Genomic DNA, 22,627 nt, shown 5'->3' on the forward strand with positions numbered 1-22,627 from the left:
GGATTTCCCAGGACACCCGATGACCTCACTGACCACCGACTGGCAGCACCGCCCCACCCACCACAAGGTCTGGGCCCTGGCCGCGCCGATGATCCTGTCCAACATCTCCGTGCCGCTGGTAGCCCTGGTCGACAGCACCGTCATCGGCCACCTCCCCCACGCCCACCAGCTTGGCGCCGTGGCCGTGGGGGCCACGCTGTTCACCTTCATGGTCGGCCTGATGGGTTTCCTGCGCATGGGTTCCACCGGCTTCGCCGCCCAGGCCGCCGGCCGTGGCGATGGTGCTGCGTTGCGCCAGGTGCTGGTGCAAGGGCTGCTGCTGGCGGTCGGTTTCGCCCTGCTGATCGGCCTGCTGGCCCTGCCCTTCAGCCAGTTGGCGCTGCACGCGATGCAACCCAGCACGGCCCTGCAGCAAGCCACCGAAGACTTCTTCCACACCCGCCTGCTCGGCCTGCCTGCGGCACTGGCCAGCTACGCGCTGGTCGGCTGGTTCCTCGGCACGCAGAACGCCAGGGCGCCACTGGCCATCCTGCTGACCACCAACCTGCTGAACATCGCCTTGAACCTGTGGTTCGTGCTTGGCCTGAACTGGGGCGTGCTGGGTTCGGCGCGGGCGTCGGTGATTGCCGAATGGAGCGCCGCCCTGCTCGGCCTGGCCCTTACCCGCCCGGCCTTGCGCGCCTACCCGGGGCAGATCGTGTGGGCGGCGCTCAAGCGCTGGCAGGCCTGGAGGCCGCTGCTGGCGGTGAACCGCGACATCTTCCTGCGCAGCCTGGCGCTGCAACTGGTGTTCCTGCTGATCACCGTGCAGGGCGCACGCCTGGGCGAAGCCACCGTGGCGGCCAATGCCCTGCTGCTCAACGGCCTGCTGCTGACCGCTTATGCGCTTGACGGGTTGGCACATGCGGTGGAGGCCCTGTGCGGCCATGCCATTGGCGCCCGCGACCGCGACACATTGCGCCGCTCGCTGGTGGTGGCCTGTGGCTGGTCGCTGATCACCAGCCTGGGGTTTGCCGGCTTGTTCCTGCTGGGAGGGCACCTGTTCATCGATTTGCAGACCGACATCGAGAGTGTGCGGGCAGCGGCTTATCCGTACCTGCCGTACCTGGCATTGCTGCCGTTGATTGCGGTGTGGAGTTACTTGCTGGATGGGCTGTTCATTGGTGCGACCCGGGCGCGGGAGATGCGCAATGCGATGTTGCTGTCGGTGCTGATTGCGCTGCCCCTTGGGGTGGTCATGAGCGGATTTGGCAACCATGGGTTGTGGTTGGCCTTTCTCGGATTCATGGCGTTACGGGCGGTGACGTTGGGGTGGGTGGGGTGGCGGTTGCAGGAGAAAGGTGAGTGGATTCAGTAATGCCGCGGCCGCTTTGCGGCCCATCGCGACGCAAGGCCGCTCCCACATTGATCGGCGGACGCAGGACTTTGTGGGAGCGGCCTTGTGTCGCGAAATGAGGGCGAAGCCCTCACCTGCTGACTCACAGCCACACACAATCCCAATGTGGATACTCGCCAGCCCGCTTTACCAGGCCAGCCCGAATCGGGTTTGCAATGATGTAGCGGGCGACGGCCCTCACATCCTCCTCGCGGCGCAAAGCCCGGTCATGAAAGCTGGTCTGCCAGATATGCCGCCTGTCGGCCCCTACCTTGTACAGCGCACAACTGCTTCTGGACTTGAACTCGCACATCAGCCTACTCAGGCTCGACGGCCCAAGCTCAACAAGCCAGTGAAGATGATCCGGCATCAAGACCCACGCCAGAGATCGACACGCCTTGCACTCTTCGCTGAGCCGTAATTGCTGGATAACTGTTCTGGCGAACAAAAAGTCTTTGAACAACGGTGTTCGGTTGCGAGTGGTTGTGGTGAGCAGGTAGAGACGCCCTGGTTCGGACACTCGGCCACTACGTAAACGATGGGAGCCGGGACTTTCCATGTCATCCTCCTTTGAACATTGCATTCAAAGGTAGCGGCGCTGATGTGACAGGCGAGGACTGGACCATTACCAGGTATGACGCGGTGAGGGCTTCGCCCTCATATCGCGACGCAAGGCCGCTCCCACAAAAAAGGCAGGAGCGGCCTGGCGGTTACGACGACAGGTACGAAGACCGGGTCAACCCCAGGCGCAAGGCATCCAGATACTGGGTCCGCTCACGCGCAGTGATCTTGGCGCTGGCCACCTTGTCACGGTAGTGGGTCATCAACTCCTCCGGCGACAGGTGCACGTAGCGCAGCATGTCTTCGATGGTGTCGTGGGTCTCGATACCGGCGTGGTACACGCTACCGTCGGCGTTCTGGTAGATGTTCACCGAATCGGTGTCACCGAACAGGTTGTGCATGTCACCGAGGATTTCCTGGTAGGCACCGACCAGGAACACACCCAGCAGGTAGTCCTCGCCCTCCTTCACCGCATGCACCGGCATGCTGGTCTCGATGCTCTGCTCGTCGACGTACTGGTTGATCTTGCCGTCGGAGTCGCAGGTCAGGTCCTGCAGCACGGCACGACGCATCGGCTCTTCGTCCAGGCGGTGCAACGGAATGATCGGCAGTACCTGGCCGATGGCCCAGGTATCCGGCAGGCTCTGGAACACCGAGAAGTTGCAGATGTACTTGTCGGCCAGCTTGTCGTTCAGCTCGTCCAGCACCTGACGGTGCGAGCGCTGGCGGGCTTTCAGCGAGTTGTGCAGGCGGCGGCACACGGCGAAGTAGCACTGTTCGGCCAGGGCCTTCTCGGCCAGGCTGATCTTGCCATCGGCATACTGCGCAGCCACGTCACCCAGGTAGTGGGTAGCGCGCCAGTAGGTCTCGGTGACCATCTCGATGTCGGTCGGGCCGAGCAGGTCGACCAGCCACTGCACGGTCTCGGGCAGGGCTTCCTTGTTCTCGATGGTCGGCACGTCGTCGTTGTGCTTCTCGACGTCGGTCACCTGGATCACCAGCATGGCGTGGTGCGCGGTCAGCGAACGGCCACTCTCGGAGAAAATGTGCGGGTGCGGCAGGCCCTGCGCGTCGCAGAACTCCTTGAGCATGCCCACCACCACGCCGGCGTAGTCGTCCATGTCGTAGTTGATCGAGCTGGCATTGCGCGAGTGGGTACCGTCGTAGTCCACACCCAGGCCACCGCCAACGTCGATGTGGTCGACCGGCAGGCCCAGCGCACGCAGCTCACCGTAGTAACGGATGGCTTCCTTGAAGCCGTGCTGGTAGTCGGCCAGGTTGGCGATCTGCGAGCCCATGTGGAAGTGCAGCAGGCGGATACCCTGGTCCAGGCCGGCATCGCGGAAGCGCTGCACCACCGAGATCAGCTGGGCGGCAGACAAGCCGAACTTGGACTTTTCGCCACCGGTGTCGGCCCACTTGCTCGAGGCCAGCGACGACAGGCGCACGCGCAGGCCGACCTGCGGCTTGACCTTGAGCTCGGCAGCCTCGTCGATCACCAGGGCCACTTCCGACTCTTTCTCGATGACGATGAACACATTGTGGCCGAGCTTCTGGCCCATCAGCGCCAGGCGGATGAACTCGCGGTCCTTGTAGCCGTTGCAGACGATGGTGCCGCCTTTCGGCGCCAGCGCCAGCACTGCCAGCAGCTCAGGCTTGGAGCCGGCTTCCAGGCCAATGGAGACGTTCTGCGTGGCGATGATGTTCTCCACCACCGCTTCCTGCTGGTTGACCTTGATCGGGTACAGCGCGGTGTACTTGCTCTGGTATTCCAGGCGCGCGATGTTGGCGTCGAAGGCGCCGGTCAGTTGGCGCACGCGGTCCTGCAGAATGTCGGGGAAGCGCACCAGCAATGGCAGCGACAGGCCGCTCTGGCGCAGTTCGTCGACCTGTTCGAACAGGTCGATCGGTGCGCTTTTCGGGCCGTTGGGGCGTACTTCGACGCGCCCGGCTTCATTGATGGCGAAATAACCAGCGCCCCAATGGCGGATGCCATAAACACTGCGGCTGTCGGCCACGGTCCATTGGCTACCATCGTCTTTGCGTGTGCGTCGTACGGACATTCAAGTCCCCTATAGATAAGTCGAAGACACTGCCCCGCAAGGAGGCGGGCGCAGTGTAAAAGCCAAAAATGACGATTCGTCCGTGCCCTGGGATAGACCCTGGTCACGGCAACGAGTTTAGAAAGCACTGGGCAAAAAATCGCGTGGCCGCATCAGCCGCCGGACTTTTTCGCCTTGAAACCCTGCTTGGTCAGCTCACCGATCAGCAGCTCGACATGGTCGCCCTGGATTTCGATGACCCCATCCTTCAGGGCGCCACCGGTACCGCAGCGGCGCTTGAGGGTAGAGGCCAGCTCCTTGAGCTGGTCGAGCGGCAGCGGCACGCCGGTGACGGTGGTCACGGTCTTGCCGCCGCGCCCTTTGCTTTCGCGGCGCACACGGGCAATGCCATCGCCTTCGGGGATGATTTGCTGCTTGCAGGTACAGGCATCCACCGGCTGGCCACAGTCGGGGCAGTGCCGACCAGCGTCGGTGGAGTAAACGAGACCGCCAAGGGCGGCGAAGGAAGAAGCTTTCTTGGCCACTTTTGTTCCTCTGTGCTGAGGACAAAAACTGGTCGGCCCCAGGGGGTTGAGCCCGACCGCGAAGCCCCACTCTGGCAGGGGCGGCGCTACCACCGCAAGACCTGCGGCAGCCCGAAAAGGGCGCGCAGTTTAACGATAAATCCGGCTGTTGCTAAGTACTGGATTGCGGCATTTTGCGAATGTTTTGCGACCCCTTCGCGGGTAAACCCGCTCCCACAGGTACTGCGCAGGTTTCACGGCCTGTGAAATCCCTGTGGGAGCGGGTTTAACCGCGAAGGGGCCGGCATGGCCCACGCATCTATTTGAGGCTTGCTTTATAGCGCTGCAACGCCGCCAACGAGTCCGGGCAATACGGCTTCGTCAGGCTCTCCTCTTCAGCCTGTTCCAGGCCAATGAAGCGCGCCTCGATCACCTCTTCCGGCTGCAGCCGCAACGGCGCATCCGAAACCGCCGAATACACCGCACACCACAAGCGGTTATCCGGCTGGTCGAAGTAGAACCGCTCATGAAAGCGCAGCTCCACACCGTCGATCCCCAGCTCCTCGGCCAGCTCCCGCGCAGCCGAATCGGCATACGCCTCCCCGGCCGTCACCATGCCGCCTGCCGCCACATCCCAGTACCCCGGGTACAGCGCCTTGCTCAGGGTGCGCCGGTGCACGCACAGCTCACCGGCGCTGTTGAACAGCAAAATGAACGTGCAACGCCCGATCAGGCCGCGCTCGCGCAGTTCGGCGCGGGGCAAGGCCCCCAGCACCTGGTCGGCTTCGTCCACCCAGGTGACCAGCTCGCGGTCGGAAGCCGCCCGGTGGGCGGCCTCGTTTGGGCTGATAGCCATCATCAACCCTGCGACAGCAGCTGACGCAGGTCGATGACCGCGGCGTTGGCCCGGGAAATGTAGTTGGCCATGACCAGCGAGTGGTTGGCCCACATGCCGAAGCCGCTGCCGTTGAGCACCATCGGGCTCCACAGCGCTTCTTGCGAGGCTTCCAGCTCACGGATGATCTGGCGCACGCTGACCGTGGCGTTCTTCTTCGCCAGCACGTCGGCAAAGTCCACCTCGATGGCGCGCAGCAGATGCGACAGTGCCCAGGCCTGGCCACGGGCTTCGTAGAACACGTTGTCGATCTGCAGCCACGGGGTTTCCACCAGCTCCTCGTCCACCTGCGGCGCCTGGCCGGCGACCACCGACTCGGTCTTCAGCGTGGTGTTGAGCTTGACCCGGCCAACGCTGGCCGACAGCCGCTGCGACAGCGAGCCCAGGCGGGTGGCCACGTCACCCAGCCAGTTGTTCAGGTTGTCGGCACGGGTGTAGAAGATCGCGCCCTTGTCGCCGGCAGCCAGACGGGTCTGGTAGCGGGTCAGCGACTTGATGCCCTCTTCGAACTCCGACTCGCTCGACGGCAAGATCCAGCTCTTGTTGTCGAAGTTGAAACGCGGCTCGGCCTTGGCCAGGTCGGCGTCTTCGGTGGACTGCGACTGCGAACGGGCGAAGTCCTTGCGCAGGGCACGGGACAGGTCGCGCACCTGGACCAGCACGCCATATTCCCAACTCGGCATGTTGTCCATCCACAGCCCCGGCGGGAAGCGGTCGTTGGAAATGTAGCCACCCGGCTTGTTCAGCAAGGTGCCGGCCACGGTCTTGAGGGTTTCGATAGTGGTGTAACCCACCACCATCTGCTGGCCAGTGCGCTCGGCGGCGGCCTGGGCGTTCTGCTGCACCGGGAACAGGTCCGGCTCCTGGCTCCAGTACCAGCCCAGGCCGATACACACCAGCAGGTACAACCCGATCAGGGTCCCCAGGGCACGGCTCCAGAGGCCGCCAAGGTAGCTACGGGCGGCGGCGCCACGGCCGTCGACACGCTCGCGGGGCTCGGCTTTGGCCTCGCGGTTTTTCCAGTCCAGCATGGCTTTGTCCTTATCAGTCACGACGGTTCAGGGGCTTGGACCACAGGCCTGCGCCAGGGTGCCACGGCAAGCCCGCGTGGCAGCACTATAAAGCAGACACCGCCTTACGCATAAGCGACCAATCAGTCAGCAACTGAATATTCGTTCTACCCGCTTTGTTGATGCAGGGCACTCACGCATCCGGCAAGAGCTGCTAGCATAGAGCCATCATTGCCCCTGCACATCCCAACCTAAAGTAGCCAGGACATGAGCCAAGCAGTCGAGCCGAGCCCGCAGTGCCCCGCCCAACAGCAGACGCGTAGCGGCCTGCGCAAGGACGACCCGCTCGATCAGGTGCTGCTGCCGCCCCTGCGCAAGCCGGTGTACATCCTGCTGCAGGACCACGAACGTGCCCAGCGCCTGGCCCAGCAACTGGAGTTCTTTGGCCTGGTGGTGCAGGCGCTGGCCAGCCCTGCGGCGTTTCACGCCTCGATCGACGAATACCCGCCTTCGGCCATCATCATGGATGTCGACTTCAGCGGCACCGGCCAAGGCCTGCTGCTGGCTGCCCAGGTGCAGCAGGGGCTGGCCCGACACATCCCGCTGCTGTTCTTCAGCCACCACGAAACCGACACCCCGACCCGCCTGGCCGCCGTGCGCGCCGGTGGCCAGGACTTCCTCACTGGCACCCTGGAAGCCTCCAGCCTGCTGGAAAAGGTCGAACTGCTGACCAATGCCGCCCAGCACGACCCGTTGCGCGTGTTGATCATCGACGACTCGCGCACCCAGGCCCTGTACACCGAACGTGTGCTGGCCAGCGCCGGCATGATCACCCGCAGCCTGACCGACCCGATCCGCACCATGGCCGAGCTGGCCGAGTTCCAGCCCGACCTGATCATCCTCGACCTGTACATGCCGGCCTGCACCGGCCCTGAGCTGGCCAAGGTGATCCGCCACAGCGACCGTTATGTGAGTGTGCCGATCATCTACCTGTCTGCCGAGGACGACCTGGACAAGCAGCTGGATGCCATGAGCGAAGGCGGTGATGACTTCCTGACCAAACCGTTTCGCTCACGCCACCTGATCACCACCGTGCGCAACCGCGCCGCCCGTGCCCGGCACCTGAAGGCGCGCATGGTGCGCGACAGCCTGACCGGGTTGTACAACCACACCCACATCCTGCAACTGCTGGAAGACTGCAGCTTCCGCGCCCGTCGTGAGCAGCAGCCGTTGAGCTTTGCCATGCTCGACATCGACCACTTCAAGAAGATCAACGACCGCCACGGCCACCCCATGGGCGACCGGGTGATCAAGAGCCTGGCGCTGTTTCTCAAGCAGCGCTTGCGCAAGACCGATTTCATTGGCCGTTATGGTGGCGAAGAGTTCGCCGTTGTCATGCCCAATACCGCGCTGGACGCGGCGCACAAGGTGCTGGACGAGATCCGCCGGCGCTTTGCCGAGATTCTCTACCCGGCGCAGCCTCGGGACTTGCAGTGCACCTTCAGTGCAGGCGTGGTGCAGCTGGATGAGGGGCTGGATGCGCTGACCATGGCCAGTGCGGCGGACGAGGCGCTGTACCGGGCCAAGCATGCGGGGCGTAATTGCGTGGTGCGTGTAGAGCCCTGAGTTCTTCATCGCCTGTACCGGCCTCTTCGCGGGCTTGCCCGCTCCCACAGGGATTGCGCCTGCATTCAGGTCTGGTAGATATCCTGTGGGAGCGGGCAAGCCCGCGAAGAGGCCAGTACAGGCAATGCAAATACAGGCACTGTGCCACTTTTTTATGACGCCAACCGCCTGTCGTCATCACCCCGTCACAAAATCGCAATAACTTCAGCCACCGACCTCTCCCCCTCCCCGCAGGAAGCTCGCGGCTATGCGCCTGAAGTGGCTGACCAATTTCAACACCCTGTTGCTGGTAACCGTGTGTATTGCCCTGGGCGCCACCTTGTGGTGGTCGCAGCGTGCCCTGGAGCGCCCCTACCAGTTGATGGAGCGCTACCTGGGCCTGTCCCAGCAGTTCCAGAACCAGGCGGCCCGCAACATCCAGGCCTACCTGGGCAGCGGCGATGCCCTGCGCCATGCCGCAGCCATGGAGGCCAACCAGAAACTGCAGGCCGCGCTGGCCGAGTGGCCTGGCGCACTGGCCGACAAACTGCGCCCCAGCCTGGACAGCCTGCAGGCCTTTACCGCCGAGGAGCTGCTGGCCGCCGGCAAGCTGGCTGGCGACCCGCAAGCCCTGCTGCTGCAGGCCGAGCGGGAACTGGGAGCCAACTTCGAACAACTGGCCGGCTACGCCCGTGACAGCGGCAGCGCCGACGCCAACCGCTACCTGGTGCCATTGCTCGACGCCACCGTGCACCTCGGCCGCCTGTCGCTGGCCCGGGACAAGCTGGTCAGCAGCGGCCGCCCGGAACTGGCCGACGAAGTGGAGCGCGAGCTGCAACTGATCCGCGCCCAGGCCCAGGCGATCGACGCCTTGCCCTTGCTGGGCGTAACCCGTACCGCCGAATCCGGTGCCAACGACTTCGCCGCGATGATGGGCCTGGAAACCCAGGCCAGCGCCCAGCAGGAAGACATTGCCGTTGGCCTCAAACGCGAACTGCAGAGCCTGCTCAGCCGCTACCCGGCCGAACTGCAGCGCACCCGCGAACAGATCGAGCGCCGCGTCGCCCTGGCCGCCAGCACCAGCCAGCGCCTGGAGGCCGTACAGCAGGCCATCGCGGCGCTGGAGCCCGAGGTACGCGGCCAGCACGCGAAAATTGCCGCCGAAGTGCGCATCATCCAGGGCCTGATGATCGGCCTGATCCTGCTTATCGCCCTGCTGATCGACACCTTGCAACGGCGCCTGGCGCGCACCCTGACCGGCCTGGCCCCGGCCCTGTCACGCTGGGCCGAGGGCGACTTCGCCAAGGCCATCGCCCTGGGCAAGACCAACCGCGAACTGCGCGACATCCAGGAATCGCTCAACCGCCTGCGCCAGTACCTGGTGGAGCTGGTCGGCACCATCCGCCACAACGCCGAGCAGGTGGCTGGCAGCAGCCACGCCCTGGCCGGCATGAGCGCCGCCCTGCATGACGGCGCCGAGCGCCAGGCCGGCGACACCGGGCAGATCCGCGATGCCCTGGGCGAACTGGAAGCGACCATCCAGCAAGTGGCCGGCGACGCCAGCGCCGCCGCCGACGCCAGCCGCGATGCCGGGCGTGCAGTGGAGCAAGGCCAGGCGGTGATTGGCCAGAGCCTGTCGGGCTTGCGTGAGCTGGTCGATGAAGTGCAGGGCAACGCCCGCATGATCGAACAACTGGCGGAAGAGTCGGCCACCATCGGCGGCGTGCTGACAGTGATCCGCTCGATTGCCGAGCAGACCAACCTGCTGGCGCTGAATGCCGCGATCGAAGCGGCCCGGGCCGGTGAGATGGGCCGTGGATTTGCCGTGGTGGCCGATGAGGTGCGTTCGCTGGCGCAGCGCACCACCGGGGCTACCGGCGAGATTCAGGCCTTGATCGACCGCTTGCAGCAGGCAGCCAGAAGTTCGGTGGCCGGGATGCGCGCGCAGCTCGAACATGCCGAGGCCACGGCCAACCAGGCCCAGGCGGCGGATGGGGCGCTGGACGAGATTGTCTGTGCCATTCGCACCATTTCGGACACTGCGGTGCGGATTGCCGATGTCACGGCGCAGCAGAGCGGTGCCGTGAGCGAGATTCGCGACCACAGCGAGCGGATACATGAGTTGGGTGAGGACAACCTGCAGCGCATTGGCGAGGGGCGTGAGCAAGGCGAGCAGTTGCTGAGTTTGGGGGGCGAACTGAACCGGGCGGTGCGGGCCTTCAGAGTCTAGGTTGGCCTGTACTGGCCTCTTCGCGGGTAAACCCGCTCCCACAGGGATAGCCTATGCGCTCGAGGTGGGAGCGGGTTTACCCGCGAAGAGGCCGGCACAGGCAGCACATGAGCCAGCGGCCATGTGTCGCCCCTTCCGCCAGCATGGCCCCAACCTGCACCAACTCCGCTATCATGCCCAGCACGTTCCACCTCGCGAGTCCGCCATGCGCCGCCTGTTTTTTCTGCTGTTCCTGCTGCTGGCCAGCCCTGCCTTCGCCACAGGCCTGCTCGACAACCGCCCCAGTGCCACCCTCGGCGCCGCGTCACTGGCCAACAACGCCGACTTCCTGCCGGTACACGAGGCCTTCAAGCTCAACCTGGTGCAGGCCGATGCGCAAACCATCAAGCTGCGCTTCGTCGCCACCGATGGCTACTACCTCTACCGCCACCGCTTCCAGTTCCGCACCGAACCGGCCGACATTGCCCTGGGCACACCGAACATCCCCAAGGGCGAGGCCAAGCACGATGAATTCTTCGGCGATGTCGAGGTGTACCACGGCGTGCTCGATATCGAGCTGCCGCGCAACGATCCGCGTGCCTTCACCCTGCTGGTGGGCTATCAGGGCTGCGCCGACAAAGGCCTGTGCTACCCACCGGAAACCGCACGCCTGAGCATCGATGGCGAAGGCGGCGCAAGCACCCCGGCCACCGCTGAACACGCCTGGACCTGGAAGTCGCTGCTGCTGTTCTTCCTCGCCGGGGTCGGCCTGACCTTCACCCCCTGCGTGCTGCCGATGCTGCCGATCCTCTCCGGCGTGGTGCTGCGAGGCCAGGCCGGTGGCCTGCGCGGGCTGGCGCTGTCGCTGGCCTACGTGCTGCCGATGGCGGCCAGCTTCGCGGTACTCGGTGCCCTCATGGGGCTGTTCGGCGCCGGCCTGAACCTGCAGGCACGCCTGCAGTCGGCCTGGGTGCTGGTGCCTTTCGCGCTGTTCTTCGTGGTGTTTGCCCTGGCCATGTTCGGCCTGTTCGAGCTGAAACTGCCTCAGGCCTTGAGCAACCGTCTGAACAATGTCGCCAGCCACACCCGGGGCGGCTCGCTGCTGGGCGCGGCAATACTCGGCGTGCTCTCCAGCCTGCTGGTTTCGCCATGTGTGTCGGCGCCCCTGGCCGGTGCGTTGCTGTACATCAGCGCCAGCGGCGATGCCCTGGGTGGCGCACTCAAGCTGTTCGCCCTGGGCCTGGGCATGGGCGCACCCTTGCTGCTGGTGGCCACCGGTGGCGCGGCCTGGCTGCCGAAAAGCGGCCCTTGGCTGAACACGGTGAAAAACGCCATCGGCGTCCTGCTGCTGGGCCTGGCCATCGGCTTGCTCAGCCGTGTGTTGCCGGGCCCGATGACCTTGCTGCTGGTCGGGTTCCTCGCCGCTGGCGTGGCACTGTTCCTCGGCGCCCTCGAGTTCGTCGTCAAGACCGCACGCCAGCGCCTGGCCCAACTGCTTGGCCTGGCCTTGCTGGTGTACGCCCTGGCCTGCTGGTACGGTGCCCTCAGCGGCCAGGGCGACCCGCTGCGCCCGCTACCGCCGGCAACCCTTGTGGCCACCGGCAACAGCCCGGCGGTGCAGGCGGATAGCTGGCAGACCATCACTACCCCCGCCGCACTGGACGCCGCACTGGCCCAGGCCAAGGCGGCCGGCCAGCCGGTACTGCTGGACTGGTACGCCGACTGGTGCATCAGCTGCAAGGTGATCGAACGCGAGGTGTTGACCGCGCCGCAGGTGCAAGCACAGCTGGCCGGCTTCAAACTGCTGCGTTTCGACATCACCGAAAGCAATGCCGACCAACGCAGCCTGCTCGACCGCTACCAGCTGTTCGGCCCTCCTGCCCTGTTGTTCTTTGCCGCGAACGGTAGCGAAATAACCGCTGATCGGGTCATTGGCGAGATAAATGCCGGTGAATTTGCGCAAATTCTGACACGCGTACGCGACAAAGTCGGTCTATAACTTCCCCCGAGCTGTGAAAAATCCTGAAATCAGTGACCAAACCTAATCATTTGGTCACATACTTCGCGCGAACCTCGGACATCGTGCTGGCTATTGCCGGGAACTGGACACTTGCCGTCGCTTTACGGCACACTCGCCGCGCTGTGTCGAATTGCCCTACAAATCCAAGGAATCCGCAGATGGCAACGCTACTGGTGCTTCACGGCCCCAACCTCAACCTGCTCGGTACCCGCGAGCCTGGCCACTACGGCGCCGTGACCCTGGCCCAGATCAACCAGGACCTGGAGCAACGTGCCCGCGCCGCAGGCCACCATCTGCAGTACCTGCAGAGCAATGCTGAATACGAACTGATCGACCGCATTCACGCCGCACGCAACGAGGGTGTGGACTTCATCCTGATCAATCCGGCTGCTTTCACCCACACAAGCGTCGCATTACGTGACGCATTGCTTGCGGTGAGCATCCCATTCATCGAAGTGCACCTGTCCAACGTGCACAAACGCGAACCGTTCCGCCACCACTCCTACTTTTCCGATGTTGCCGTAGGGGTGATCTGCGGCCTGGGCGCCAGCGGTTATCGCCTGGCCCTGGAGTCCGCGCTGGAACAACTGGCTGCCAACGCACAGCCCAAATGATGAAAACCCTGGCCTCAGTGGGCCAGGGTTCGAGAGAAACGTTTCAGATACGTTTTTTTGTATTTCGCCCCCTGACCGAACCTTTGGGAGTTGATGATTAATGGATATCCGTAAAGTCAAGAAACTGATCGAGCTGCTGGAAGAGTCTGGCATCGACGAACTGGAGATCAAGGAAGGCGAAGAGTCGGTCCGTATCAGCCGTCACAGCAAGACCCCAGCTGCCCAGCAGTACTTCGCACCGGCTCCGGTAGCCGCTGCCCCTGTTGCTGCCCCGGTCGCCGCCGCTGCCGCTCCGGCCGCTGAAGCCGCTGCCGCCGCCCCGGCCCTGAAAGGCACCGTGATCCGCTCGCCGATGGTAGGTACCTTCTACCGCAAGCCTTCGCCGACCTCGCCGAACTTCGCTGAAGTTGGCCAGACCGTGAAGAAAGGCGACACCCTGTGCATCGTTGAAGCCATGAAGATGATGAACCACATCGAAGCCGATGTTGGCGGTGTCATCGACGCCATCCTGGTAGAAGACGGCCAGCCGGTTGAATTCGACCAGCCGCTGTTCACCATCGTTTGAATCGCGGAGAGCCAACGATGTCTGGGAAGCTCGAAAAAGTCCTGATCGCCAACCGCGGGGAAATTGCCCTGCGGATCCTGCGTGCCTGCAAAGAGCTGGGTATCAAGACCGTCGCCGTGCACTCCACCGCCGACCGTGAACTGATGCACCTGGGCCTGGCAGACGAGTCGGTCTGCATCGGCCCTGCATCGTCCAAGGATTCCTACCTGCATATCCCGGCGATCATCGCTGCCGCCGAAGTGACCGGCGCCACCGCGATCCACCCGGGCTACGGCTTCCTGGCGGAAAACGCCGACTTCGCCGAGCAGGTGGAAAAATCCGGTTTCGCCTTCATCGGCCCGAAAGCCGACACCATTCGCCTGATGGGCGACAAGGTTTCGGCCAAGGACGCGATGATCAAGTCGGGCGTACCGACCGTGCCGGGCTCCGATGGCCCGCTGCCGGAAGACGAAGAGGTCGCCCTGGCGATCGCTCGTGACGTCGGCTACCCGGTGATCATCAAGGCCGCCGGTGGCGGTGGTGGTCGCGGCATGCGCGTGGTGCACAAGGAAGAGGACCTGATTGCCTCGGCCAAGCTCACCCGTACCGAAGCCGGTGCCGCCTTCGGCAACCCGATGGTCTATCTGGAGAAGTTCCTGACCAACCCACGCCACGTGGAAGTACAGGTACTGTCCGACGGCCAGGGCAACGCCATCCACCTGGGTGACCGTGACTGCTCGCTGCAGCGCCGCCACCAGAAGGTGCTGGAAGAAGCGCCAGCCCCGGGCATCGATGAAAAAGCCCGTCAGGAAGTGTTCAAGCGCTGCGTCGATGCGTGCATCGAGATCGGCTACCGTGGTGCGGGTACTTTCGAGTTCCTGTACGAGAACGGCCGCTTCTACTTCATCGAGATGAACACCCGCGTGCAGGTTGAGCACCCGGTTTCGGAGATGGTCACTGGTATCGACATCGTCAAGGAGATGCTGAGCATCGCCGCTGGCAACAAGCTGTCGTTCCGCCAGGAAGACGTGGTGATCCGTGGCCATGCGCTGGAATGCCGTATCAACGCCGAAGACCCGAAGAAGTTCATCCCGAGCCCAGGCAAGGTGAAGCACTTCCACGCCCCGGGCGGCAACGGCGTGCGTGTGGACTCGCACCTGTACAGCGGTTACTCGGTTCCGCCGAACTACGACTCGCTGATCGGCAAGCTGATCACCTACGGCAAGGACCGCGACGAAGCCATGGCGCGCATGCGCAATGCCCTGGACGAGATCGTCGTCGACGGCATCAAGACCAACATCCCGCTGCACCGCGACCTGGTGCGTGATGAAGGTTTCTGCAAAGGCGGCGTCAACATTCACTACCTCGAGCACAAACTGGCTAGCCAGGAGTGATCACGTAGTGTGATGTACCGAAACCCCGGACTTGTGCCGGGGTTTTTTATTGCCTGGGGGATCCTGGGGCCGCTTTGCGGCCCATCGCGACACAAAGCCGCTCCCACAGGGTTTCGCAAGGTCTCAAGGTTGACGCTGTACCTGTGGGAGCGGCCTTGTGTCGCGAAAGGGGCGCAACGTGCCCCGAGGACCCTACACCTTCATCCGCGGCATCTCGATGTGATGCTCATGAACCCGCCGGTACAAGGTCGCCCGCGATATTCCCAGTGCCCGCGCCGCATCGGCCGGCTTCCAGCGATGGCGGATCAGCGCATCCAGCAACAACTGCCGCGCCGGGCACGACACCCCGCTTTCAGCCGAGCCAACCGCTTCACCCCGCACCTCCTGCGGCAGGTCCTGCAACTGCACCCGCCCGCCCTCACTCACCGCACAGGCATAGCGCAACACCTGACGCAGCTGGCGCAAATTCCCCGGCCAGCGGTAAACCAGCAGCGCCTGCAGCGCATCATCCGCCAGCACCACCTCAACCCCACAGGCCTCGGCCTCCTCGGCCAGCAACTGGTGAATCAGCCCCAGGCGGTCCTCACGCTCGCGCAGCGGCGGCAACTCGAACCGGGCATTGGCCAGGCGGAAGTACAAATCCTCACGAAAACGCCCCTCCTCCACCATCGCCGCCAAATCACGATGGGTCGCGCAAATCACCTGGATATCCACCCGCTCCCGCCGCGCCGCGCCCAGCGGCGCCACTTCACCCTCGGCCAGCACGCGCAGCAACCGGGTTTGCAGGTTCAGCGGCATGTCACCGATTTCGTCGAGGAACAGCGTGCCGCCATCGGCCTGCTGCAAAAGCCCCTGCATGCCTTTGCTGGAAGCACCGGTGAAGGCCCCGGCCACATAGCCGAACAGCTCGCTCTCGATCAGGCTTTCCGGAATGGCCGCGCAGTTCAGGGTGACGAACGGGCCATCGCGACGCAGGCTTTGCTGGTGCAGCTGGCGGGCGAACACCTCTTTGCCAGCCCCGGTCTCGCCTTGTACCAGCACCGCCAGGTTGCAGTCCTTGACCCGTGTGGCCAACCGCAGGTGCTGCTCGATGCGGGCGTCCTGGGCCTGACGCAACGGCTGCGCAGGCTGGCGCTGGCGGGGTGCGCTGACCCGGCCGTAGAGCCCACCCAGGCCCGGCAGGCGTTGAGCGGACGATGCGTTCACGCGGCGCAGCTGGTCCATGTCGAACAGCTCGCCAATGTGCTCGGGCAAACGCCCCAGGTGCGCCACCAGCCGCTGACGCGCCAGGCTGTTGATCGCCTGCAGGCGGCCATCGGCATCCCAGGCCAACAAGTAGTCGGGCTGGCTTTCCACATAGCCCGGCGTGCCATGGGCGCGCATCACCCAATGGCCCTGGGCGCTGTGCATGAAGAAGGCATTTTCGATCTCGCGGGCGGTCTGCTCGACCAGTTGGCGGATCAGGTGCTGGCTGCGGCGGTCGTCCGGCGACTGCAGGGCCGAGACATCCACGACGCCCAGCAACTCGCCCAGCGGGTCGAACACCGGCGCCGCCGTACAGGTCAGGCCAATGAACGCAGCGCGGAAGTGGTCGCGCTTGTGCACCGTGACCGGGGCCTTGCTGGTCAACACCGCCGCCACGCCGCAGGTGCCCTCCTCGCCCTCCGACCAGCAGGTGCCCAGGTACAGCCCGGCCTTGCGGCAGTCGTTGCGGATGGCCGACTCGACCCGGTAATCGATGGTGCGCCCCAGGGCATCGGTGAGCAACACGCAGTAGTCGGCACCGCGTACCCGCTCATGCAAGCGGGCCACGGCATCGCTGGCAATGCGCAGGAACAGTTCGGCGCGTTCGCGGCATTCGTTGAGCAGGCTTTGGGACAGGATGCGCGGCCCCTGCTGGGACCCGGGATCGAGGCGGTACAGCTCCATGGAGCGGCGCCATGAATCGAGAATCAGCGGTGGCACCGGCGCCTGCGGCAGGCGGTCGGCATTCTTCAACACCCTGCTGACGCAGTCGACATGGGCTCGGGAGTTCGCGGCAAGCATTCAGGCCCTCCGGTTCTCGTTGCTGTTTTTATCGTTGTCCGGCCATTAAGCGCTTCCGGGCATGCCCCGACAAGCACTGCGTGATTACCGGGCGGCTTGAGACGCAGCGTCTCAGCGTCTCGGCAAGGTCGGCCCAGCGCTGGCACCGGGCGTCTCGCCAGCAGAACCATCAGCACCTGACGGGGCGCAATGAAACCGCTCTATTGCAGGCACTTCAGCCAATTCAAAAGAAGCTGGCACCGCGCTTGCTCCTGCCCTGACAAACAAGAATACGAGGTGCGCCATGCCGCTACCCGCCCCGACCGTCGGGATCATTGCCAACCCTGCCTCTGGCCGCGACCTGCGCCGCCTGACCGCCAACGCCGGGCTCTATTCGAGCACCGACAAGGCCTCGGCAATCCAGCGCCTGCTCGCTGCTTTTGGTGCCACCGGCATCGGCCAGGTGTTGTTGCCCAGCGACATGACCGGCATCGCCGCCGCCGTGCTCAAGGCCAGCCGGGGCCCGGCAGCCCGTGACCAGCACTGGCCGGCCCTCGAAATACTCGACCTGCCGCTGACCCAGACCGTTGCCGATACCCGCCTGGCCACCCGCCGCATGGTCGAGCGAGGCGTGGCGATGATCGCCGTGCTCGGCGGCGACGGCACCCACAAGGCAGTGGCCGCCGAGGCCGGTGACGTACCGCTGCTGACCTTGTCCACCGGCACCAACAATGCTTTCCCCGAACTGCGCGAGGCCACCAGCGCCGGCCTGGCCGGCGGCCTGCTTGCCAGCGGCCGGGTACCGGCCAGCATCGGCCTGCGCCGCAACAAGCGCCTGCTGGTGAAGGTGCCCGAGCAGCAGCTTGCCGAATGGGCCCTGGTGGAGGTGGCGGTGTCGCCCCAGCGTTTCATCGGCGCTCGGGCACTGAGCCGCAGCGAGGACCTTTGCGAAGTCTTCGCCTGTTTCGCCGAACCCCATGCCATCGGCCTCTCGGCCCTGTGCGGCCTGTGGTGCCCGGTCTCGCGCCAGGACCCGCACGGCGCCTGGGTACGCCTGAACCCCGGCGCCGAACAAGCGCTGCTCGCGCCGCTGGCACCCGGCCTGCTGCAAGGCTGCGGCATCACCGCCAGCGGCCCACTGACGCCCGGCGTCGCCCACCGCCTGAGCCTGGCCAGCGGCACGCTGGCGCTGGACGGCGAACGCGAAATCGAATTCGCCGAGCGCGATACCCCCACTATCACCCTCGACCACCAAGGCCCATTGAGCGTGGACGTCGAGGCCGTGCTGGCGCATGCCGCCCGCCATCACCTGCTGGCCGTACCGCGCGGCCACCGGTTGCACCCTGCAAACCCGTGTTGAGACAACCCTGGAGAACAACAAGATGTCCAATCAACTCAGTACCGAACAATTGCTGCATGCCTATGAAGTGATGCGCACCATCCGCGCCTTCGAGGAGCGCCTGCACGTGGAGTTCGCCACCGGCGAGATCCCCGGCTTCGTCCATCTGTATGCCGGCGAAGAGGCTTCCGCTGCCGGGGTCATGGCCCACCTGCGCGACAGCGACTGCATCGCCTCGACCCACCGCGGCCATGGCCACTGCATCGCCAAGGGGGTCGACGTGTACGGCATGATGGCCGAGATCTACGGCAAGAAGACCGGCGTTTGCGGCGGTAAAGGCGGCTCGATGCATATCGCCGACCTGGAAAAAGGCATGCTCGGCGCCAACGGCATCGTCGGTGCAGGTGCCCCCTTGGTGGCCGGCGCCGCGTTGGCGGCCAAGATCAAGGGCAACGACGATGTGTCGGTGGCATTCTTCGGCGATGGCGCTTCCAACGAAGGTGCCGTGTTCGAGGCCATGAACATGGCATCGATCATGAACCTGCCGTGCATCTTCGTGGCCGAGAACAACGGCTACGCCGAAGCCACCGCCTCGACCTGGTCGGTGGCCTGCGACCACATCGCCGACCGCGCTGCCGGTTTCGGCATGCCCGGCGTCACCATCGACGGTTTCGACTTCTTTGCCGTGTACGAGGCCGCCGGTGCTGCCATCGAGCGCGCACGTTCCGGGCAAGGCCCATCGCTGATCGAGGTCAAGCTCAGCCGCTACTACGGCCATTTCGAAGGCGATGCACAAACCTACCGCGCCCCCGATGAAGTGAAGAACCTGCGCGAATCCCGCGACTGCCTCATGCAGTTCCGCAACAAGACCACCCGCGCCGGCCTGCTCACGGCTGCGCAACTGGACGCCATCGACGCCCGCGTCGAAGACCTGATCGAAGACGCTGTGCGCCGCGCCAAGTCCGATCCCAAGCCACAGCCCGCCGACCTGCTCACCGACGTCTACGTCGCCTACCCCTGAGCCGCGGATTACAAGAACAACAGGAGAATCACCATGGCAAGAAAGATCAGCTACCAGCAGGCCATCAACGAAGCCCTGGCCCAGGAAATGCGCCGCGACAACACGGTGTTCATCATTGGCGAAGACGTCGCCGGCGGCGCCGGTGCCCCCGGCGAGGATGACGCCTGGGGTGGCGTGCTGGGCGTGACCAAGGGCCTGTACCACCAGTTCCCGGGGCGCGTGCTCGACGCGCCGCTGTCGGAAATCGGCTACGTCGGCGCCGCGGTCGGTGCCGCCACCCAGGGCCTGCGCCCGGTGTGCGAGCTGATGTTCGTCGACTTCGCCGGCTGCTGCCTGGACCAGATCCTCAACCAGGCCGCCAAGTTCCGCTACATGTTCGGCGGCAAGGCGGTCACCCCGCTGGTGATGCGCACCATGTACGGCGCCGGCCTGCGCGCAGCGGCCCAGCACTCGCAGATGCTCACCTCGCTATGGACGCATATCCCCGGCCTGAAGGTGGTCTGCCCGTCCTCGCCGTACGATGCCAAGGGCCTGTTGATACAGGCGATCCGCGACAACGACCCGGTGATCTTCTGCGAGCACAAGCTGCTGTACAGCATGCAAGGCGAGGTGCCGGAAGAGGTCTACACCGTGCCGTTCGGCGAAGCCAACTTCCTGCGTGATGGCGACGATGTGACCCTGGTGACCTATGGCCGCATGGTGCATGTGGCGCTGGAGGCCGCCAACAACCTGGCCCGCCAGGGTATCGACTGCGAGGTGCTGGACCTGCGCACCACCAGCCCGCTGGACGAAGACAGCATTCTGGAAAGCGTGGAAAAGACCGGCCGCCTGGTGGTGATCGACGAAGCCAACCCACGCTGCTCCATGGCCACCGACATCAGCGCACTGGTGGCGCAGAAGGCCTTCGGCGCGCTCAAGGGCCCGATCGAGATGGTCACCGCCCCGCATACTCCTGTGCCGTTCTCCGATGCACTGGAAGACCTGTACATCCCTGACGCGGCGAAGATCGAGGCTGCGGTACGCAAAGTGATCGAAGCCGCAAGGAGTGCCGCATGAGCCAGATCCATACCCTGACCATGCCCAAGTGGGGCCTGTCGATGACCGAGGGCCGGGTGGACACCTGGCTGAAGCAGGAAGGTGATGAAATCAACAAGGGCGACGAGGTGCTGGACGTCGAGACCGACAAGATCAGCAGCAGCGTCGAAGCCCCGTTCAGCGGCGTACTGCGTCGCCAGGTGGCCAGGCCGGATGAAACCCTGCCGGTCGGTGCGCTGCTGGCAGTGGTGGTGGAAGGGGAAGCCGAAGAGGCTGAAATCGATGCCGTGGTGCAGCGCTTCCAGGCCGAGTTCGTCGCCGAAGGTGGCGCTGACCAGGCCCAGGGGCCAGTGCCACAGAAGGCGGAAGTGGGCGGTCGCCTGCTGCGCTGGTTCGAGCTGGGCGATGGCGGCACGCCGCTGGTGCTGGTGCACGGCTTTGGCGGCGACCTCAACAACTGGCTGTTCAACCACCCGGCGCTGGCAGCCGAGCGGCGGGTGATCGCCCTCGACCTGCCGGGGCATGGTGAGTCGGGCAAGGCCCTGCAACGCGGCGACCTGGATGAACTGAGCGAAACCGTGCTGGCCCTGCTCGACCACCTGGACATCACCAAGGCCCACCTGGCCGGCCACTCCATGGGCGGCGCAGTCAGCCTGAACGTGGCGCGCCTGGCACCGCAGCGGGTGGCCAGCCTGAGCCTGGTGGCCAGCGCCGGGCTGGGCGAGGCGATCAACGGGCAGTACCTGCAAGGCTTCGTCGCTGCCGCCAACCGCAATGCCCTCAAGCCGCAGATGGTGCAGCTGTTTGCCGACCCGGCACTGGTCACCCGGCAGATGCTGGAGGACATGCTCAAGTTCAAGCGCCTGGAAGGGGTGGACGACGCGTTGCGCCTGCTGGCATCGGCCATCGCCGACGGCGACCGGCAGCGCCACGACCTGCGCGGGGTGCTGGGGCAACACCCGGCCCTGGTGGTGTGGGGCGGCAAGGACGCGATCATCCCGGCCAGCCATGCCGAAGGGCTGGAGGCTGAAGTGCTGGTGCTGCCTGAGGCTGGGCACATGGTGCAGATGGAAGCGGCCGAACAGGTCAACCAGCAACTGCTCGCATTCCTGCGCAAGCACTAAGCCCTTTCCGTGAGCCTGGAGAAAACCCATGAACGACCTGAGCCACACCCACATGCGCGCCGCCGTCTGGCATGGCCGCAATGACATTCGCGTCGAACAGGTGCCCCTGCCGGCCGACCCTGCGCCCGGATGGGTGCAGATCAAGGTGGACTGGTGCGGCATCTGCGGCTCCGACCTGCACGAATACGTCGCCGGCCCGGTATTCATCCCGGTGGAGGCACCGCACCCGCTGACCGGCATCCAGGGCCAGTGCATCCTCGGCCACGAGTTCTGCGGCCAGATTGCCAAGCTGGGTGAAGGCGTGGAAGGTTTTGCCGTCGGCGACCCGGTGGCTGCGGACGCCTGCCAGCATTGCGGCACCTGCTACTACTGCACCCATGGCCTGTACAACATCTGCGAGCGTCTGGCCTTCACCGGCCTGATGAACAACGGCGCCTTCGCCGAGCTTGTCAACGTGCCCGCCAACCTGCTGTACCGGCTCCCGCAGGGTTTCCCGTCGGAGGCCGGGGCGCTGATCGAGCCGCTGGCGGTGGGCATGCATGCGGTGAAAAAGGCCGGTAGCCTGCTGGGCCAGACCGTGGTGGTGGTCGGCGCCGGCACCATCGGCCTGTGCACCATCATGTGTGCCAAGGCAGCGGGGGCGGCGCAGGTGATCGCCCTGGAAATGTCCTCGGCGCGCAAGGCCAAGGCTAAAGAAGTTGGCGCCAGCGTAGTGCTGGACCCCAGCCAGTGCGACGCCTTGGCGGAAATCCGCAAGCTGACTGCCGGGCTGGGAGCGGATGTGAGTTTTGAATGCATCGGCAACAAGCACACGGCCAAGCTGGCCATCGACACCATCCGCAAGGCGGGCAAGTGCGTGTTGGTGGGGATATTCGAGGAGCCGAGCGAGTTCAACTTCTTCGAACTGGTGTCCACTGAAAAGCAGGTGCTGGGGGCGTTGGCCTATAACGGCGAGTTTGCCGATGTGATTGCCTTCATCGCTGACGGCAGGCTGGATATTCGCCCGCTGGTGACCGGGCGGATCGGACTGGAGCAGATTGTCGAGCTGGGCTTCGAGGAGTTGGTCAACAACAAGGAGGAGAACGTGAAAATCATCGTTTCGCCGGGCGTGCGCTGATTGCACCTCAAAGGCTAAACGGAACCTGTGGGAGCGGGCGTGCCCGCGAAGCAGGCGACGCGGTGCCTGGCACCGGCTTCGCCGGTGTTCGCGGCTAAAGCCGCTCCCACAGGTATTGCGCAAAGCTGAAAGTCACCGCTGGACCTGTGGGAGCGGGTTTACCCGCGAAGAAG

General features: G+C 64.8%; 18 protein-coding genes. 12 read left to right on the forward strand and 6 right to left on the reverse strand.

Annotated features, from left to right (window positions below; all coding sequences use genetic code 11):
• The first annotated feature begins 19 nt into the window (after positions 1 to 19).
• Positions 20 to 1,357, forward strand: a complete 1,338-nt coding sequence (locus ACIQYU_RS25625; protein ID WP_402802688.1) for an MATE family efflux transporter — start codon at positions 20 to 22, stop codon at positions 1,355 to 1,357.
• A gap of 121 nt (positions 1,358 to 1,478) precedes the next feature.
• Here the strand turns inward: ACIQYU_RS25625 and ACIQYU_RS25630 are convergent, their stop codons facing one another.
• The 5 genes from ACIQYU_RS25630 to ACIQYU_RS25650 all read right to left on the reverse strand — a co-directional run bounded on the left by ACIQYU_RS25630 (position 1,479) and on the right by ACIQYU_RS25650 (position 6,428).
• The gene (locus tag ACIQYU_RS25630; RefSeq protein WP_063911105.1) at positions 1,479 to 1,934 is read right to left on the reverse strand and encodes an REP-associated tyrosine transposase; all 456 of its coding nucleotides are present in this window, start codon (positions 1,932 to 1,934) and stop codon (positions 1,479 to 1,481) included.
• Positions 1,935 to 2,085: 151 nt separating this feature from the next.
• On the reverse strand, positions 2,086 to 3,999 hold the full coding sequence (gene speA, locus ACIQYU_RS25635) for an arginine decarboxylase (protein WP_207832825.1): 1,914 nt from the start codon (positions 3,997 to 3,999) through the stop codon (positions 2,086 to 2,088).
• Positions 4,000 to 4,151: 152 nt separating this feature from the next.
• Positions 4,152 to 4,523, reverse strand: a complete 372-nt coding sequence (locus tag ACIQYU_RS25640) for a translation initiation factor Sui1 (protein ID WP_063911103.1) — start codon at positions 4,521 to 4,523, stop codon at positions 4,152 to 4,154.
• 298 nt (positions 4,524 to 4,821) lie between these two features.
• Positions 4,822 to 5,358: an NUDIX hydrolase gene (locus ACIQYU_RS25645; RefSeq protein WP_207832823.1), complete on the reverse strand. Its 537-nt coding sequence runs from the start codon at positions 5,356 to 5,358 to the stop codon at positions 4,822 to 4,824.
• Positions 5,359 to 5,360: 2 nt separating this feature from the next.
• Entirely contained in the window at positions 5,361 to 6,428 is a 1,068-nt protein-coding gene (locus ACIQYU_RS25650) for a DUF2333 family protein (protein ID WP_207832821.1), read from the reverse strand.
• Between the two features lie 246 nt (positions 6,429 to 6,674).
• Here ACIQYU_RS25650 and ACIQYU_RS25655 point away from each other — a divergent pair, with 246 nt between their 5' ends.
• The 6 genes from ACIQYU_RS25655 (at position 6,675) to accC (ending at position 14,793) form a co-directional block, all read left to right on the forward strand.
• Complete coding sequence (locus ACIQYU_RS25655; RefSeq protein WP_207832819.1) at positions 6,675 to 8,033, forward strand: diguanylate cyclase; 1,359 nt, start codon at positions 6,675 to 6,677, stop codon at positions 8,031 to 8,033.
• Positions 8,034 to 9,462: 1,429 nt separating this feature from the next.
• The gene (locus tag ACIQYU_RS25660) at positions 9,463 to 10,242 is read left to right on the forward strand and encodes a methyl-accepting chemotaxis protein (protein ID WP_371053098.1); all 780 of its coding nucleotides are present in this window, start codon (positions 9,463 to 9,465) and stop codon (positions 10,240 to 10,242) included.
• Positions 10,243 to 10,447: 205 nt separating this feature from the next.
• Positions 10,448 to 12,220: a protein-disulfide reductase DsbD gene (locus tag ACIQYU_RS25665; protein ID WP_207832815.1), complete on the forward strand. Its 1,773-nt coding sequence runs from the start codon at positions 10,448 to 10,450 to the stop codon at positions 12,218 to 12,220.
• Between the two features lie 179 nt (positions 12,221 to 12,399).
• The gene (aroQ, locus tag ACIQYU_RS25670; protein ID WP_003255330.1) at positions 12,400 to 12,855 is read left to right on the forward strand and encodes a type II 3-dehydroquinate dehydratase; all 456 of its coding nucleotides are present in this window, start codon (positions 12,400 to 12,402) and stop codon (positions 12,853 to 12,855) included.
• 100 nt (positions 12,856 to 12,955) lie between these two features.
• Complete coding sequence (accB, locus tag ACIQYU_RS25675) at positions 12,956 to 13,420, forward strand: acetyl-CoA carboxylase biotin carboxyl carrier protein (RefSeq protein WP_207832813.1); 465 nt, start codon at positions 12,956 to 12,958, stop codon at positions 13,418 to 13,420.
• Between the two features lie 17 nt (positions 13,421 to 13,437).
• A complete protein-coding gene (gene accC / locus ACIQYU_RS25680; protein WP_046615992.1) occupies positions 13,438 to 14,793 on the forward strand; it encodes an acetyl-CoA carboxylase biotin carboxylase subunit in 1,356 nt (451 codons plus the stop codon).
• Positions 14,794 to 14,985: 192 nt separating this feature from the next.
• On the opposite strand, the gene ACIQYU_RS25685 is transcribed toward accC, so the two are convergent.
• Positions 14,986 to 16,839, reverse strand: a complete 1,854-nt coding sequence (locus ACIQYU_RS25685) for a sigma-54-dependent Fis family transcriptional regulator (protein WP_207832810.1) — start codon at positions 16,837 to 16,839, stop codon at positions 14,986 to 14,988.
• Between the two features lie 283 nt (positions 16,840 to 17,122).
• Here ACIQYU_RS25685 and ACIQYU_RS25690 point away from each other — a divergent pair, with 283 nt between their 5' ends.
• The 5 genes from ACIQYU_RS25690 to ACIQYU_RS25710 are packed head-to-tail and all read left to right on the forward strand — an operon-like array spanning position 17,123 to position 22,454.
• Positions 17,123 to 18,178, forward strand: coding sequence for an ATP-NAD kinase family protein (locus ACIQYU_RS25690; RefSeq protein ID WP_233688292.1), 1,056 nt, complete (start codon positions 17,123 to 17,125; stop codon positions 18,176 to 18,178).
• Between the two features lie 22 nt (positions 18,179 to 18,200).
• Complete coding sequence (locus ACIQYU_RS25695) at positions 18,201 to 19,178, forward strand: thiamine pyrophosphate-dependent dehydrogenase E1 component subunit alpha (protein WP_207832806.1); 978 nt, start codon at positions 18,201 to 18,203, stop codon at positions 19,176 to 19,178.
• A 33-nt stretch (positions 19,179 to 19,211) separates the two neighbouring features.
• Positions 19,212 to 20,234, forward strand: coding sequence for an alpha-ketoacid dehydrogenase subunit beta (locus ACIQYU_RS25700; protein WP_013970705.1), 1,023 nt, complete (start codon positions 19,212 to 19,214; stop codon positions 20,232 to 20,234).
• On the forward strand, positions 20,231 to 21,337 hold the full coding sequence (locus ACIQYU_RS25705; protein ID WP_233688291.1) for an acetoin dehydrogenase dihydrolipoyllysine-residue acetyltransferase subunit: 1,107 nt from the start codon (positions 20,231 to 20,233) through the stop codon (positions 21,335 to 21,337). The genes ACIQYU_RS25700 and ACIQYU_RS25705 overlap by 4 nt, the downstream gene beginning before the upstream one ends.
• Before the next feature lie 52 nt (positions 21,338 to 21,389).
• A complete protein-coding gene (locus ACIQYU_RS25710; protein WP_233688305.1) occupies positions 21,390 to 22,454 on the forward strand; it encodes a 2,3-butanediol dehydrogenase in 1,065 nt (354 codons plus the stop codon).
• Positions 22,455 to 22,627: the final 173 nt, after the last annotated feature.

Source organism: Pseudomonas sp. NPDC096925 (assembly GCF_044762545.1).
In the GTDB taxonomy this organism is placed as follows: domain Bacteria; phylum Pseudomonadota; class Gammaproteobacteria; order Pseudomonadales; family Pseudomonadaceae; genus Aquipseudomonas.

What these genes read in the sequence shown, in the direction of transcription:
- ACIQYU_RS25655 (WP_207832819.1), top strand. Translation starts at nt 6,675, where the DNA reads ATGAGCCAAGCAGTCGAGCCGAGCCCGCAGTGCCCCGCCCAACAGCAG.
- ACIQYU_RS25690 (WP_233688292.1), top strand. Translation starts at nt 17,123, where the DNA reads ATGCCGCTACCCGCCCCGACCGTCGGGATCATTGCCAACCCTGCCTCT.
- accB (WP_207832813.1), top strand. Translation starts at nt 12,956, where the DNA reads ATGGATATCCGTAAAGTCAAGAAACTGATCGAGCTGCTGGAAGAGTCT.
- ACIQYU_RS25685 (WP_207832810.1), bottom strand. Translation starts at nt 16,839, where the DNA reads ATGCTTGCCGCGAACTCCCGAGCCCATGTCGACTGCGTCAGCAGGGTG.
- ACIQYU_RS25665 (WP_207832815.1), top strand. Translation starts at nt 10,448, where the DNA reads ATGCGCCGCCTGTTTTTTCTGCTGTTCCTGCTGCTGGCCAGCCCTGCC.
- ACIQYU_RS25645 (WP_207832823.1), bottom strand. Translation starts at nt 5,358, where the DNA reads ATGGCTATCAGCCCAAACGAGGCCGCCCACCGGGCGGCTTCCGACCGC.
- ACIQYU_RS25650 (WP_207832821.1), bottom strand. Translation starts at nt 6,428, where the DNA reads ATGCTGGACTGGAAAAACCGCGAGGCCAAAGCCGAGCCCCGCGAGCGT.
- ACIQYU_RS25695 (WP_207832806.1), top strand. Translation starts at nt 18,201, where the DNA reads ATGTCCAATCAACTCAGTACCGAACAATTGCTGCATGCCTATGAAGTG.
- ACIQYU_RS25630 (WP_063911105.1), bottom strand. Translation starts at nt 1,934, where the DNA reads ATGGAAAGTCCCGGCTCCCATCGTTTACGTAGTGGCCGAGTGTCCGAA.
- aroQ (WP_003255330.1), top strand. Translation starts at nt 12,400, where the DNA reads ATGGCAACGCTACTGGTGCTTCACGGCCCCAACCTCAACCTGCTCGGT.
- ACIQYU_RS25660 (WP_371053098.1), top strand. Translation starts at nt 9,463, where the DNA reads ATGAGCGCCGCCCTGCATGACGGCGCCGAGCGCCAGGCCGGCGACACC.
- ACIQYU_RS25705 (WP_233688291.1), top strand. Translation starts at nt 20,231, where the DNA reads ATGAGCCAGATCCATACCCTGACCATGCCCAAGTGGGGCCTGTCGATG.
- ACIQYU_RS25700 (WP_013970705.1), top strand. Translation starts at nt 19,212, where the DNA reads ATGGCAAGAAAGATCAGCTACCAGCAGGCCATCAACGAAGCCCTGGCC.
- ACIQYU_RS25625 (WP_402802688.1), top strand. Translation starts at nt 20, where the DNA reads ATGACCTCACTGACCACCGACTGGCAGCACCGCCCCACCCACCACAAG.
- ACIQYU_RS25710 (WP_233688305.1), top strand. Translation starts at nt 21,390, where the DNA reads ATGCGCGCCGCCGTCTGGCATGGCCGCAATGACATTCGCGTCGAACAG.
- accC (WP_046615992.1), top strand. Translation starts at nt 13,438, where the DNA reads ATGTCTGGGAAGCTCGAAAAAGTCCTGATCGCCAACCGCGGGGAAATT.
- speA (WP_207832825.1), bottom strand. Translation starts at nt 3,999, where the DNA reads ATGTCCGTACGACGCACACGCAAAGACGATGGTAGCCAATGGACCGTG.